The sequence below is a fragment of the Nocardia nova genome, assembly GCF_002933465.1.
Lineage (GTDB): Bacteria > Actinomycetota > Actinomycetes > Mycobacteriales > Mycobacteriaceae > Nocardia > Nocardia nova_B.
The window spans coordinates 35,564-49,331 of sequence record NZ_PSZE01000036.1; the positions used below are offsets into that span (position 1 = coordinate 35,564).

A 13,768-nucleotide genomic window follows, 5' to 3' on the forward strand; every position below is an offset into this window, starting at 1 on the left:
CTTCCACGCGGACGTCCCCGGCGCCGCTCCGGTGTCGCCCTACCGCAGCCACACCATACCGCCGCCCATCCGGGCGGTCATGAACCCACCGATTCCGGCAGGGCCTCGCGCTGGAGAGTGAGCGATACGGCCGTTGCGGAGTAGGCCGGCAATGAAAGCGCCACCGTCCCGTCGTGCACGAACTCCGATGTCTCCTCGACGGAGACCTGCGTGTGCGCCGTGCCGTCCGAATCGAGCGCGTTGCGCGCGCCCGGGTCCGCTTGAATCCGTTGCACACGAGCGGTATCCGACGTCGGGCCGTCGACCACGAGCCGAAGCGCCGCCGTTTGCCCCGAGGTATTGACGAGATGTATGAACAACGCCTGGTCGGTTGTGCTTGCGGAAGCGAAAATATCTTCGGGCAGGGCTCCGCTCAGGGGGACGATCCGGGTACCCAATGTGGTTGCGAACAGTTGGTGGACAACATAATTGGCGGTCGGCTGGACCGTGAAGGCGGTGAAGTCGACCATGTTGTGCTGCCACTGACCGGAACCGACGCGGTTGAGCAGCGGAGCGTACGAGGACATCGCCACGACATCGGCGTTGCGCTCGAGTCCGGTGAGGAAAGCCGCCTCGGCGAGGGCGCTCTCGAACGTATTGGCCGGCTTTCGCGCCGGCGCGGGCAGCATCAGCGTGGGAAAATGAGCGGCGTACTCCCCGACGAAGACCCGGGCACCGCCGCGCGGATAGTCGTCATAGCGCCGAGCCGCCTTGCGGAACCACGACGGTCGGTTGTAAAAGTGCTCGTCGACGAGGAGGTCGGACCGCCCGGCTCTCGCATGAGACCAGGAGAGATCGAAACCCTTGCCGCGGGGAAACGGTCCGCTGGACATGATGATGGTCAGCCCCGGATGGTGTGCCTCGACCGCTGTGCGAATGCGCTCGAAACGGTCGAGATAGTCGTGGCCGTGGTTCTCGTTGCCGATCGCGAGGTAGTTGAGGCGGAATGGTTCCGGGTGTCCGGCCTCGGCGCGCAGCGCGGCCCACGAGCTCTCGCCGGGGTCCCCGGTCGCCCAGTCGATAAGGTCCAGTGTGTCGGTGATCAACTGATCGAATCGGACGTCGTCGGTCGCCAATACCTCGCGCGATCGGTACTGACAGCACAGCCCCGCGGAGACGACAGGCACCGGCTCCATGCCGAGGTCCTCGCAGAGTAGGAAGTACTCGTAGAAGCCGATCTGCCGCGATTGCGAATAGTCACCATGGGCACGGCTCAGCGCCCAGAGATTGTAGTCGGGACGGCGCTGTTCGATCGGGCCGACCGACGCCTTCCAGTCGTAGGCGTTGCTGCCCTCGAGGCCCTCGACGATACAACCCCCCGGGAATCGCATGAACGTGGGGGCGAGGTCTCGCAACGTTTCCACGAGGTCCCGACGCAACAGCCCCTGGCTCCACCGAGGATCGCCCGCGCCCCAGTGGTCGGCGGGGACGAGCGAAATCTCGTCCACGTCCACTATGCCCGTGCCGTGCACCACCAGCTGAAGTGCGGCGAGTTCCGTTCGTTCGGGGTGAAGCCGCACGGAGACTCGCTGCCATTCGTCGCCGGTGCCGACGTCCAGGCGCGCGGAGGCGTTCGTCCGTCCGTCGAGGCCGACTATCCGGATTTCCAGTTCCCCTCGCCAGGAGACCGGACGAACATGGGCCCGGAAGTCGAGCGGAACGCCCGAACGGGCGGGCATGGACGGGGTTCCGCCATCGCCCGGGTAGCCGGGGTTGGACAGCACCGCCGTGCCGCCGGAGTGCAGCCGGGCGAAATGACCACCGGCGGCGACCGGTTCGTCGTCCAAGACTTCCAACCGGCCGCCGCTGATCGACCAGTGCCGCGCACGGTCGAATTTGCGGCGCGGCCGCCGCCGGGTGACCACTGCGACGAATTCGGAGTGCAATCGGCGATCGAGGTAAACCCCCTCGAAGCTGTGGTTGTTCACCAGATTCGCGTTCAGGCCCCCGTCGCAGGCGAAATTGATGTCTTCGAAGAACAGCCCCACCAGCGTCGGACTGACCGGCTTCCGGGCATCCTGGGCCGCCACCGCGATATCGACCGGCGTGGTGTCAAGAGCCTTTGTCTGCGGAGCGAGCGAGTTCACGCGATACCTCCCTGTCCGAGCGGCGCTGTGGCCACGTGGCTGTTGTCTGCGAGAGCGGGTCGTTCGAAAGCGTGCGCGACGGAGCCGATGCTGGTTAACGTCGAAGGCAGGAACTCGAGCTGCGGCTCTGCAGCGAGCTGGATGATCATACGAGGCTTCCTCGGGCTCGGCGGATGTGGGCATGCGCGTCAGCGTCGTGTGAGTACAAGTTAACACTTAGTATGTTAGCGCTAACATGACGAATCTGTTAGCGTTAACATATGGCCGTACCAGGAGCTTCCGCTTCGACGCAAAATCAACCTTCCGGTGATTCCGACGCCTGCGTGGTGGGCGTCGACTTCGGGACACTGTCCGGTCGTGCGGTCGTGGTCCGGGTCCGCGACGGCGTCGAGATGGGCGCGGCCGTGCACGAGTACACCCACGGGGTGGTGAACAGCCGCCTGCCGGCGACAGGGGAGCTCCTACCTCCGGACTGGGCGCTGCAACTGCCTGAAGATTGGACCGCAGTGCTTCGCGAGGCCGTGCCCCGGGCGCTCGCCGACAGCGGCGTGAGGCCGACCGACGTGATCGGCATCGCCACCGACTTCACCGCGTGCACGGTATTGCCTACCACCGCGGACGGGACGCCCTTGTGCGAGTTGGCCCAGTGGCGGAACCGGCCGCACGCCTATCCGAAGTTGTGGAAGCACCATGCGGCGCAGCCGCAGGCGGACCGGATCACCGCCGTGGCGGCGGAGCGAAGCGAGCCGTGGCTGGCTCGATACGGCGGGCGGATATCCAGCGAATGGGAGTTCGCCAAGGCATTGCAGGTTCTCGAGGAAGATCCGCAGGTGTACGCCGCCACCGAGCGGTGGGTCGAGGCTGCCGACTGGATCGTGTGGCAGCTGTGCGGGCAGTACCTGCGCAACGCCTGCACGGCCGGCTACAAGGGCATATACCAGGACGGTGAGTATCCCTCCCAGGCATACCTGGCCGCGCTGAACCCCGCCTTCCAGGACTTCGTCACCGAGAAGCTGGCCCACCCGATCGGAGAATTGGGGCGTCGCGCCGGCGGACTCGGCAAACGAGCCGCGGCCTGGACCGGGCTTCCCGAAGGAATCGCCGTCGCCGTCGGCAATGTGGATGCGCACGTGAGCGCGCCCGCCGCGCAGGCGACCGAGCCCGGGCAGATGGTCGCCATCATGGGCACCTCCACCTGTCATGTGCTGAACAGTGACCATCTCGCGACCGTCCCAGGTATGTGCGGCGTCGTTTATGGCGGCATCGTGCCTGGGCTGTGGGGGTACGAGGCCGGGCAGAGCGGTGTCGGAGACATCTTCGACTGGTTCGTGAAGAGCTGTGTGCCCGCACCATACGCCGAAGCGGCCGCCGCGCGCGGTCTCGGATTGCACGAATACCTCACGGGGCTGGCCGCAGCGCAGGAAGTTGGCGAGCACGGCCTGATCGCCCTGGACTGGCACAACGGCAACCGCTCGGTACTGGTGGACCACGAGCTGTCGGGCGTCGTCGTCGGGCAGACGCTGGCGACCAGACCCGAGGACACCTACCGGGCGTTGCTGGAGGCGACGGCCTTCGGCACCCGCACCATCATCGAGACATTCGAAAACGCCGGCGTGCCGGTCACCGAACTCATCGTCGCCGGTGGGCTACTGAAAAACGAGTTCCTGATGCAGGTCTACGCGGATGTGTGCCGGCGGCCGCTGTCAGTGATCGGCTCGGCACAGGGCCCCGCGCTGGGAGCGGCGATACACGCGGCGGTCGCGGCAGGCGCCTACCCCGACGTGCGTGCGGCGGCCGCGGCGATGGGCAGGGTGCGGCGCGACGTATATCAGCCCGATCCGCACCGCGCCGACAGGTACGACGCCTTGTACAGCGAGTACCGGCGGCTACACGACCATTTCGGCCGCGGCGACGGCATGCTGCACCGGTTGCGTGAGATTCGCCGGGCCGCGCTGAGCCATCGCGACTCACTCACCCAACCGTCGAACGCCACTCCGCCGGGTACTCCGGCACCGACCCTGGAGGTTCATTCGGCATGACTGCCCTTGTCAATTCCGACCCGGTCAGTTCCGATCCTCGAACCGAGCGGGGCACCCACCGCCCGCAGCGTGGGGCCGTGGCCGCGCTGCACTCGGAGCTGACCCGTAACGGCTTGGTCACCTGGACCTCCGGGAACATCTCCGAGCGGGTTCCGGATGCGGACCTGTTCCTGATCAAGGGCAGCGGCGTGTCTTACGACGAACTGAGCTGGGAGGATGTGACGGTCTGCGACCTCGATGGCAATGCTGTCGACGGCCTGCGCCGGCCCTCGTCGGATACCGCCGCGCACGCCTACGTCTACCGGCACCGGCCGGACGTTCGCGGGGTGGTGCACACGCACAGCCCTTACGCCACCGCCTGGGCCGCACGGGGAGAGGAGATCCCCTGTGTGCTCACCGCGATGGCCGACGAGTTCGGCGGGCCCATCCCGGTCGGCCCGTTCGCGCTGATCGGGGACGACTCGATCGGCCGGAGCATCGTCACAACCCTGGAAGGCTCCCGGTCACCAGCGGTGCTGATGCGCAACCACGGTGTTTTCACGGTCGGTCCCGACGCCCGCGCCGCCGTGCAGGCCGCGGTGATGTGCGAAGACGTCGCGCGCACCGTGCACCTGGCCCGCCAGCTCGGCGAACCGCTGCCCATCGCGCCGGCCGACATCGACGCGCTCCATGCCCGCTACCGAAATGTCTACGGACAGTAGGAGATTCACCGATCATGCGTACCCGACCGTTCGCCGACGCCGAGATCTGGTTCGTCACCGGTAGCCAGGGCCTCTACGGCGAGGAAACCCTGGCCCAGGTTGCCGAGCAGTCCCGCCGCGTGGCTGCCGCGCTCGACGCGGCCGCCGAAATCCCGGTTCGGGTCGTCTGGCAGCCGGTGCTCACCGACGCAGATGCCATCCGCCGCACACTGGGCTCGGCCGAACAAGATTCGGCGTGCATCGGGGTCGTGACCTGGATGCACACTTTCTCGCCCGCGAAGATGTGGATCAGCGGGCTCAGCGGGCTACGCAAACCGCTCCTGCACCTGCATACCCAGGCCGACGCCGCCCTGCCTTGGGCGACGATCGACATGGATTTCATGAACCTCAATCAGGCTGCCCACGGCGACCGGGAGTACGCCTCCGTGCTCACCCGGCTGCGCGCCCCGCGCACGACCGTCGCAGGCCATGTCGATGATCCTCGCGTGCGCCGGCGAGTCGGCTCGTGGGCCCGCGCCGCGGCCGGTGCCGCGGAGGTCCGCTCGCTGAAACTCGCCCGGTTCGGCGATAACATGCGCGACGTCGCCGTCACCGAGGGGGACAAGGTCGAGGCCGAGATAGCCTTCGGCGTATCGGTGAACACCTGGTCGGTCAACGAGCTGGCCGCCCGGGTCGACCTTGTCGAGAACGCAACCGTTGACGACCTGGTAGCGGAGTACGGCGACCTGTACGACATGGACGCCGATCTACGTCCGGGGGGCTCGCGGCACGAGTCGGTGCGGTACCAGGCACGCATCGAGGCCGCGTTGCGGACGTTCCTCGACGACGGTGACTTCGCAGCGTTCACGACCAACTTCCAGGATCTGGGCGGGCTTCGCCAGCTACCCGGCTTGGCCGTGCAGCGGCTCATGGCCGCCGGCTACGGGTTCGGCGCAGAAGGCGACTGGAAAACCGCCGCCCTGCTGCGGATGCTGAAGGTCACCGGGCATGGCTTGCCGGGCGGCACCTCGTTCATGGAGGACTACACCTACCACCTCGCGGGCGATCGACCGAAGATTCTCGGCGCCCACATGCTCGAAGTATGTCCTTCCATCGCCGGCCAGCGCCCACGTCTCGAGGTACACCCGCTGTCCGTCGGTGGCCGGGAGGATCCCGCCCGGCTGGTGTTCACCGCCGCGCCCGGCGCCGGCATCGTCGTAGGCTGGGCCGACCTGGGCGACCGATTCCGCTGGGTGGCCAACGAGATCGACGTGGTCGATCCCGATGAACCGCTGCCCGCTCTCCCGGTCGCGCATGCCGTCTGGGAACCCCGGCCGGACTTCACCACCGGCGTGGAGGGTTGGCTCACCGCGGGAGGACCACACCACACCGTGCTGTCCACACAGATCAGCGCTGACGAAATCACCGACCTCGCCGAGGTCTTCGCGACCGAACTCGTGCTGATCGACGGCACAACCACCCGCCGCGGACTTGCCGACGAGCTGCGCTGGAACGCCGCATACCACCGCCTTGCCGCCCGGCTCTAGCACCTCGACGAAGAGTGCAGGATGAAATGACCTAATTCGCGCAATCCCCCGTGCGTTGTCACGTCGAGCTCAGCACGTGGCTGTTCTCCCGCGAAGGTGACACGGCCGAGTGCCAGGTACGTCTGCCGCACGACGCGATGATCGGTGCAGCCCGTACGGCGACCGCGTCGGGTGGCGCGGACGCCGGCTGGTTCAGCGGAGGGCTGTACACCTACCGGACGACGTGGATACCGCCCGGCCCCGTGGGGAACGGGCGTATCAAGCTGCGGTTCGAGGGCGTACAAGGTGATGCCGAACTGTTCGTCAACGGTCGACTTGCCGACTCCATTCGTAGCGGCTACGTCGACTCCGAGCACGACATCACCGAGCTGGTCCACGATGGCGTACCCGTCGAAATCCGTGTAGTGGTCGACGATCGATCACATCCGCGTAGCCGTTGGTATCCGGGCTCGGGCCTATTTCGGCCGGTCCAGCTCATGATGGTTCCCTCAACGTGTTGGCCTCGATGAAAACTGGGCCGTACCAGGAGCGCGACAACCGAGACACGGCGGAAAAGGCCGGGAATGCGCCGGGGTCGTCTCTCGCCAACATCCTGATGAACAAGATAGGAGTGCTGTTCGACCTGGTAGCCCGCACTCCACGTGCCGAGCGAGTCACCCGGGAAGTGTTCGCGCACCTGGACGTCGCCGGCTACAACTACGCGCTCGGCCGCTATCGTCGCGATGCCCGGAAGTACCCGGACAGGGTCATCCTCGGCACCGAGACATTGCCCGGAGAGGTAGCCCGCGCATGGCATCTGGTTCGAACAGTGCCCTCGGTCATCGGTGACTTCGTCTGGACCGGATGGGACTACTTGGGCGAGTCGGGCATTGGTGTATGGGTCCCCGGGAAGCGTTTCGCGCCGCTGTTGAAGCCCTATCCCTACCTCACCGCAGGACCGGGCATGTTCGACATAACCGGCCTTCCCGATGCGTCTGTTCGCCTCGCTCAAGCGGCGTGGGGTGAACTTTCGGCCCCGGCAGTAGCGGTTCGCCCGCTCGATCGTGCCGGCAGGTCTGTAGCGCGTGTGTCGTGGCGCAGCACCGATGCCGTCGAGAGCTGGTCCTGGCGGGGCTGTGTCGGACGGACCGCCGAGATCGAGGTCTACTCCGCCGATGAGGAAGTAGAACTGATTCTCAACGGTCGACCCCTTGGCCGTCGCAAGCCGAAAGGCTTCATCGCTCGCTACCGTACCGCCTACGAAGCCGGAATTCTGGTCGCAGTCGGCTACCGGGAGGGTGAGCAGTGCGGCCGCACGGAACTCCGGACGGCTGGTAGCAATGTGGCCCTGCAGGTCGTCCCCGAATCGCCGAGGCTGGCGGCGGACGGTGCGAGCTTGGCCTTCCTCGTCGTGCAGATCGCCGACGTCGATGGTGTGGTCGAGATGCTGGCCGACACCGAGGTCACCCTCGCGGTCGATGGCCCGGCCATCCTCGAAGCAGTCCGGTAGGAGGTTGGGCAGTCGCGAGTGATTTCGGCGGAACGAACGCTATCAGCGCACCCACCCCGATGCCGATCCGTCCAGTACACGGCACCGACATCACGGATCTTGCCGTGCGGCGCTCAGCTGCCTTATGATTACGCCCCGCGCACCGGCTGACGCCACCTCAATCTCGATCGGAATCAAATCCCTTCCGGTGCAGGCGCATTACTCCGCAGCGAAACTCGCTGTCGATGGTCTTACCAAGGCCGCAGCAATCGAGCTGGGCGAGTATGGAATTCGAGTCGATTCGATCACCTGTGGTGTGGCGACCCCAACGGTGCAGGACCCCAATATGGTCGAGGTCCTCCGAGCTCATCCCAATTACGGAGCTTCCATGGCCGCTTGCTTCCCGGGCTTCCATAGCCGAGCCCGAGGACATCTCCGACGCGGTGTTTACCTCGCGTCCGACTTGTGGTGAGCGGTAACGGCCACGCAACTCACCGTTGATATGGGCGCGACCGAAATCTGACCGGCATGGGTCGAGCGGGCGGCCGCGGTACGGCGCCCGCAGTCGACCTGGCCGCGGCGAGTCCAGCTCCACCAGCTGCCCGGCCAGTAGACCCGCTCGAGGAATTCCAGCGGTTTCGGATTACCTCGGTCAACAGTGACGGGTCGCCGGGCCGGGCCACCGACACCGTCGGTGGCCGCCACCCCTGCCGATCTCCGTTCCGGTCTTCGTGCGACCGCGCATCGATGACGACGCTTTCGAGGACTGGACAAGCTGGTGTGCTCGGTTGCGGTCACCGATGTGGGCTTGCCCCTGGGATGGACGACCAGCTGGGCACAGCCGTCACCGCGGTCGCTGCGGCGGGGTCGCCGGAGAAGGCGGCGGCTTCGAGTCGCACCTCGCCGGCGTCGAGCACGAAGCGTGTGCCATCCCAGCGTTGCAGCGGGCGGGTACTGCAATCGACACTGACCCGGGCTCTCGCCGGCGGACAGCTCGACGGGGCGGAAGCCGACCAGCGCCCGCACGGCCGTGCCGTCGGACCCGAGCATGCGGGCATAGATCTGGACGATGTGCCGCCCGGCCCGGGTGCCGGTGTTGGTGAGAGTGACCGTGGCGGGTAAGTGCTCGCCGTGCACCGGACCGGCCTCGAGGCCTTCGACGCGGAAGGTGGTGTAGCCCAGCCCGAAGCCGAAGGGGTAGGCGGCGGGTGTCCCGTCACGGTCGAGCTTGCGCTGGCCCCACCACCGGCCGTACCTGACAGTGCGGGCGGTCCAGTCGACGACCGGGAGGTCCTCGCGGCGGCGCGGGACAGCCACCGGCAGCCGGCCGCCCGGCTCGGCGTCGCCGAGGAGCAGGTCGGCAACGGCTTCACCTCCTGCCATGCCCGGGTACCAGGCCAGGCGACCTCGGTATCCCACGGGTCGAGGACAACGGTGCCGCCACCGATCACGACGACGATTGTGCGCGGGTTCCCGGCGGCGACCGCGCGGATGAGGGCGACGTCATCGGCGTGCAGACGCAGGTCGCGCCGGTCCCCGCCACTGTGCCTGAGGCGAGCGAGCGTGGTCATGCCCTTGCACAGCAGCGCGGCGACCGGCCGGAACCGGGCGATGCCGCCGAGGAGCTGAATGGAACTGGTGTCGGCTGCGACCAGTGACTCGCCTTCGTCTGCGGCTGAGAGGCCGACGACGACCACGGCGGCGTCGGTGTCGCGGGCCGCGCGCGCCGCAGCGGCCGGCTCGGTGTGGGCGACGTGCACCACCCGGTCGCCGAGGCGCCCGCGCAGCCCGGCCAGGATGGTGATGGTGGTGGTGGTGGTGGGCGGGTGGACTCGCGAGGAGCCGTTGTCGCCGAGGTTGGGCTTGTCGGCCAGCGGTCCCAGGACTGCGACCCGGCCGAGCGACTCCTGCTGCAGCGGCAGCGCCGGTCCCGCGCCAACCGGCTCGTTGCGCAGCAGCACTGTGCCCTGCCGGGCGATTTCCCGAGCCAGAGCCACATGCTCCGGGCAGGCGACGACGGTGGCCGCAGGAGTGGGCCGAGCTCGCAGCGCGAGGCGCACCTGCGCGCCCAGCAGCCGGGCGGCCGCCCGCTCGACATCGGCGCGCGCCAGCCGCCCGTCCCGCAGCGCGCCCGGCAGCGCGGCGGCGCGCTGCTGCCGGAACGGCATTTCCAGGTCCTGCCCCGCGCCTACGGAGCCGATCGGGTCGCGCAGGCCCCAGATGAAGTCGGTCATGACGAAGCCGGTGAAGCCCCACTCGTCGCGGAGCACCTCGGTGAGCAGATGTCGGTGCTGCCCGGCCCAGGTCCCGTTGACGGCGTTGTACGCGCTCATCACCGCGTCGGCCCCGGCCTCGACCACGGTGCGGAAGTGAGGAAGGTATATGCAGGCAGGCCGCGAAGGGCTACGATCTCCACCTCCTGCCCCCGGATTCGGCCGGTCAGATCGAGCACGCAGGCCGCGACGTAGTCGACGTTGATCTCCAGGCCCAGACCGGCAGGGCCGTCGGGATTCAGCGTCAAGGGTGTGGCAGGTCGACCACGCAGCCCGCGATCGGCGTCGTTCTCCCGCAGGAGGCCCTTGGCCAGCAGGTCGTCGACCAGCGCGGACACTGTCGCGCGGGACAAGCCCGCGCTGGCCGCGATCTGAGCACGCGAACGGCCCGGATCACGGCTCACTTCGCGGAGAACGACGGCTCGATTGTGCCGTCGCACGGTCTGCTGCGAGGCCGGTGAACCGGTCGTGTCCACGGGCTTCGGTGTCACTCGACACCTCGGTAGTGCGCGTACTGTTCACGGACACTCGGAAGGGCTTCGGCCGTATATTCCTTCGGATCGGCCAGCGGCCAGTCCGGTGGCTCAGCGGCGCCTGACAGCGTCCAGGCAGCCTGCCGCGCAGCGCCGAGGGCGACGTACTCCATAGCTGCCGGCACCAGCACGGGCCGCCCGAAGACCGTGGGCGCGACCTGGCGCACGGCGGCTGATCGGGCGCCGCCACCGACAAGGAGGACACGCCGGGGCTCGACGCCTGCCGCGATGAGGGCGTCGACGCCGTCGGCCAGCCCGCACAGCAGACCCTCGACGGCAGCCCGCGCGAGATTGGCCGGGGCCGTGGACGCCAGCCGCAAGCCGTGCACGGACGCAGTGGCGTCCGGCCGGTTGGGCGTGCGCTCACCCTCGAAGAACGGGACGAGCACAACGCCGTCGGCGCCGGCAGGAGCCGACAGAGCCAGCTGGTCCAGGGAATCGTGGCCGACGCCGAGCAGCGTGGCGCACACGTCGAGCACTCGCGCGGCGTTCAGAGTGCAGACCAGCGGCAGATAGTCGCCGGTAGCGGCGGCGAACCCGGCGACGACGCCGGTCGGATCGGCGGACGGACTGGCGCTGCGACCACACGCGACGCCGCTGGTCCCGACCGAGACGACGACATCTCCAGGCCCGGCACCGACGCCCAGCGTGGCCGCGGCGTTGTCACCGGTGCCGGGGCCCAGCAGCACCCCGGATGGTGTATGGCCGACGTTCTCGGCGGGCCCCAGCACGCGGGGCAGCAGCGCGTCGTGGCCCAGCGCGCGGGTCAACAGGTCACGCCGGTAGCTTTCGGTCGCCGCTGACCAGTAGCCCGTCCCGCTGGCATCACCACGGTCGGTGACGAGGTCCTCGAGCCGGCCGGTACCCCGCAGTCGCCAGGTCAGCCAGTCGTGCGGCAAACAGACCGCTGCAGTCGCCGCAGCATGCTCGGGTTCAGCGTCGGCCAGCCAGCGCAGCTTCGTGACCGTGAACGACACGACCGGCACGCTGCCGACCGCCTCGGCCCACGCGCCGGGACCGCCCAGCTCTTCGATCAGCTGGGCCGACGCGGCCGCCGAGCGGGTGTCGTTCCACAGCAGCGCCGGGCGCACCACGGCACCGCCCTCGTCGAGGCAGACCATCCCGTGCTGCTGGCCGCCGACGGCGAGCGCTGCCACATCGTCCAGTCCGCCCGCCGCCGCCAGAGCTGCCTGCAGCGCGTGCTCCCAGGCGTACGGTTGCACCTCGGTGCCGAGCGGATGCGGCGCGCGTCCCTCGCGGACCACTGCGCCGGTATCCGCATCGCACACGACGACCTTGCACGCCTGACTCGAGGAGTCGACACCGGCGACGAGCGTTCGACCGGTCGCCACCGCGACTAACCCCCGTTCGCAGCGCCGAGCAAGTGCTCGATCGCCAGCTGGGTCAGCCGCACCACACCGGTGTAGCGAGCCCCGGCCGCGTCCGGGTCGTAGTCCTCGAACGCCGAGCGGTCTGCCAGCAGTTCCCGCACGCCGCCGTCGCCGAGTGTCGGCTGCCGCAGCTCCGACACCGCCACAGCCTCCAGCGCTTCCTGGACCTCGGGATCGGCGCGAAATGTGCGCGCCCGCTCGCGCAGCAGCAGATAGGTGCGCATATTCGCCGCCGCCGACTCCCAGACTCCCGCGATGTTCTCGCTGCGCAGCGGCTTGTAGTCGAAGTGCCGTGGCCCCTCGTAGGCCGGACCTCCGCCGGGCCCCCCGTGCTCGACCAGATCGACCAACGCGAAAGCGTTGAGCAGATCACCGTGCCCGAAAACGAGGTCCTGGTCGGACTTCGGGCCGCGCTGGCCGTTGAGGTCGAGGTGGAACAGCTTGCCGGCCCACAGCGCCTGCGCGACGCCGTGCGCATAGTTGAGATTGGCCATCTGCTCGTGCCCGACCTCGGGATTTACGCCGACGATGTCACGGTGCTCGAGTTCGGCGATGAACGCCAGGGCATGACCCACCGTCGGCAGGAAGATGTCACCGCGCGGCTCGTTGGGCTTCGGCTCCAACGCCAGCCGCAGCCCGTACGCGTTGTCCTTGACGTACGCGGCGATGGTGTCGATCGCCTCGCGGTACCGGTCCAGAGCGGCCGAACGGCACCAGGTCGTCGTCGTGGAACGTGACGCCCCAAGCACCGAGCTCCGCCAGCCGATACACGGAATCGACAGGATCGAGCGCCGGCCGCGTAGCGTCCCCGAATGGATCACGAGCCGGCCAGCCGACCGTCCACAGCCCGAAACTGAACTTGACTTGCCGGGTGGGCACAGGGGCGACAGGTCTCTCCCGCCTTTAATTCAGCAACTGAACATAATCAGGTTAGTGCCTCGTTACCGCTGGGACAACCCGCCCCGCGCGGCTTCGGCCATATAGGCCCGCCGGATCAGTCGGCTGGACCGATCCCGACGCCGGCTTGGCCGTCGGACTCGTGCACAACTGGCTCCCGGAAGCGGGCTGCCTCCCGCGGGCCCGGTTCGTCCTCCCGCGCCTGCCGGCTCCCATCGTCAAGGCCACGACGATCGGCACCGCCCATAGCGACCCGTCGGATCTACGGAAAATCTCCTGAAGCAACATCCGCGATAGCCTCTCACCGCTGTATCTCAGTCGAGAATGTCCCGCGCCGGGAGGGTCTGTAAGAAGAAACTGGTACAGAACAGAATCCGTCACGATATCGATGGATTCGCCGGGTTGGACGCGCTACTCGCTGTCCCGGGCATCCGGGTCGCGATCGAGCGTGGCGAGGGGCAGCTGGTGGAGCACCTGCAGCCGCGAGGACTGCCGGTCTGCTGCGTGTCGCCCGCGCCCGGCGACCGAGTCCGACGCCTTCGTGCCGGCCGACACCTTGCGCCATGAACACACCCATTGGCGGCCGCTACCAGTACTGACGGAACGCACCGCCGAACTCGAGGCGGTGACTCGCGACCGGGAGGGGATCCTCTGGCCCCAGCGCAGCGTGGAGTCGCAGCTACGAGCCGTGCTGGAGACCTATCACCCAGCCGGCGCTTTCCGCACGAGAAGAGCCGGTGGGAGCCGCTACTCCACAGGATGATGCCAGCCATGACGGCACCGCGCCCCCCGCAGCGGGTGGATGACAATCTCG

Annotated in this window: 12 protein-coding genes and 1 pseudogene; 6 read left to right on the forward strand and 7 right to left on the reverse strand. The window is 68.1% G+C overall.

Annotation, left to right across the window (positions count from 1 at the left end):
• Positions 1–77 precede the first annotated feature (77 nt).
• Together C5E41_RS29365 and C5E41_RS34195 are read right to left on the reverse strand one after the other, a co-directional pair.
• The gene (locus C5E41_RS29365; protein WP_104378968.1) at positions 78–2,126 is read right to left on the reverse strand and encodes an alpha-L-arabinofuranosidase C-terminal domain-containing protein; all 2,049 of its coding nucleotides are present in this window, start codon (positions 2,124–2,126) and stop codon (positions 78–80) included.
• On the reverse strand, positions 2,123–2,275 hold the full coding sequence (locus C5E41_RS34195) for a hypothetical protein (RefSeq protein ID WP_181063475.1): 153 nt from the start codon (positions 2,273–2,275) through the stop codon (positions 2,123–2,125). Before C5E41_RS34195 ends, C5E41_RS29365 begins: the two co-directional genes overlap by 4 nt.
• 111 nt (positions 2,276–2,386) lie before the next feature.
• Between C5E41_RS34195 and araB the strand changes: the two genes are divergently transcribed.
• From araB to C5E41_RS29395, 6 genes are all read left to right on the forward strand, one after another.
• Positions 2,387–4,165: a ribulokinase gene (gene araB, locus C5E41_RS29370; RefSeq protein WP_104378969.1), complete on the forward strand. Its 1,779-nt coding sequence runs from the start codon at positions 2,387–2,389 to the stop codon at positions 4,163–4,165.
• Complete coding sequence (locus tag C5E41_RS29375; RefSeq protein ID WP_104378970.1) at positions 4,162–4,866, forward strand: L-ribulose-5-phosphate 4-epimerase; 705 nt, start codon at positions 4,162–4,164, stop codon at positions 4,864–4,866. Before araB ends, C5E41_RS29375 begins: the two co-directional genes overlap by 4 nt.
• Before the next feature lie 14 nt (positions 4,867–4,880).
• Positions 4,881–6,392, forward strand: a complete 1,512-nt coding sequence (gene araA / locus C5E41_RS29380; RefSeq protein WP_104378971.1) for an L-arabinose isomerase — start codon at positions 4,881–4,883, stop codon at positions 6,390–6,392.
• Between the two features lie 137 nt (positions 6,393–6,529).
• Positions 6,530–6,901 (forward strand): sugar-binding domain-containing protein, encoded by a 372-nt coding sequence (locus tag C5E41_RS36065; protein WP_146097732.1) that lies wholly within the window; start codon positions 6,530–6,532, stop codon positions 6,899–6,901.
• Positions 6,886–7,881, forward strand: coding sequence for a DUF4982 domain-containing protein (locus C5E41_RS29390; RefSeq protein WP_104378973.1), 996 nt, complete (start codon positions 6,886–6,888; stop codon positions 7,879–7,881). The genes C5E41_RS36065 and C5E41_RS29390 overlap by 16 nt, the downstream gene beginning before the upstream one ends.
• 124 nt (positions 7,882–8,005) lie before the next feature.
• A complete protein-coding gene (locus tag C5E41_RS29395) occupies positions 8,006–8,332 on the forward strand; it encodes an SDR family NAD(P)-dependent oxidoreductase (protein ID WP_104378974.1) in 327 nt (108 codons plus the stop codon).
• Here C5E41_RS29395 and C5E41_RS35475 read toward each other — a convergent pair.
• From C5E41_RS35475 to C5E41_RS29415, 5 genes and pseudogenes are all read right to left on the reverse strand, one after another.
• Positions 8,308–9,243: a glycoside hydrolase family 3 C-terminal domain-containing protein gene (locus tag C5E41_RS35475; protein WP_258081344.1), complete on the reverse strand. Its 936-nt coding sequence runs from the start codon at positions 9,241–9,243 to the stop codon at positions 8,308–8,310. The two genes, C5E41_RS29395 and C5E41_RS35475, sit on opposite strands and share 25 nt — an antisense overlap.
• A gap of 35 nt (positions 9,244–9,278) precedes the next feature.
• Positions 9,279–10,193, reverse strand: a pseudogene (locus C5E41_RS35480) (glycoside hydrolase family 3 C-terminal domain-containing protein); the annotation flags it as partial.
• Positions 10,193–10,624 carry a MarR family transcriptional regulator gene (locus C5E41_RS29405; RefSeq protein ID WP_104378975.1) on the reverse strand — a complete coding sequence of 144 codons (432 nt, stop codon included), beginning with the start codon at positions 10,622–10,624 and terminating at the stop codon, positions 10,193–10,195. The gene C5E41_RS29405 and the pseudogene C5E41_RS35480, both read right to left, overlap by 1 nt.
• Positions 10,621–12,018, reverse strand: a complete 1,398-nt coding sequence (gene xylB / locus C5E41_RS29410; RefSeq protein WP_104378976.1) for a xylulokinase — start codon at positions 12,016–12,018, stop codon at positions 10,621–10,623. Before xylB ends, C5E41_RS29405 begins: the two co-directional genes overlap by 4 nt.
• A gap of 5 nt (positions 12,019–12,023) precedes the next feature.
• On the reverse strand, positions 12,024–12,806 hold the full coding sequence (locus tag C5E41_RS29415) for a TIM barrel protein (RefSeq protein WP_258081340.1): 783 nt from the start codon (positions 12,804–12,806) through the stop codon (positions 12,024–12,026).
• Positions 12,807–13,768 lie beyond the last annotated feature (962 nt).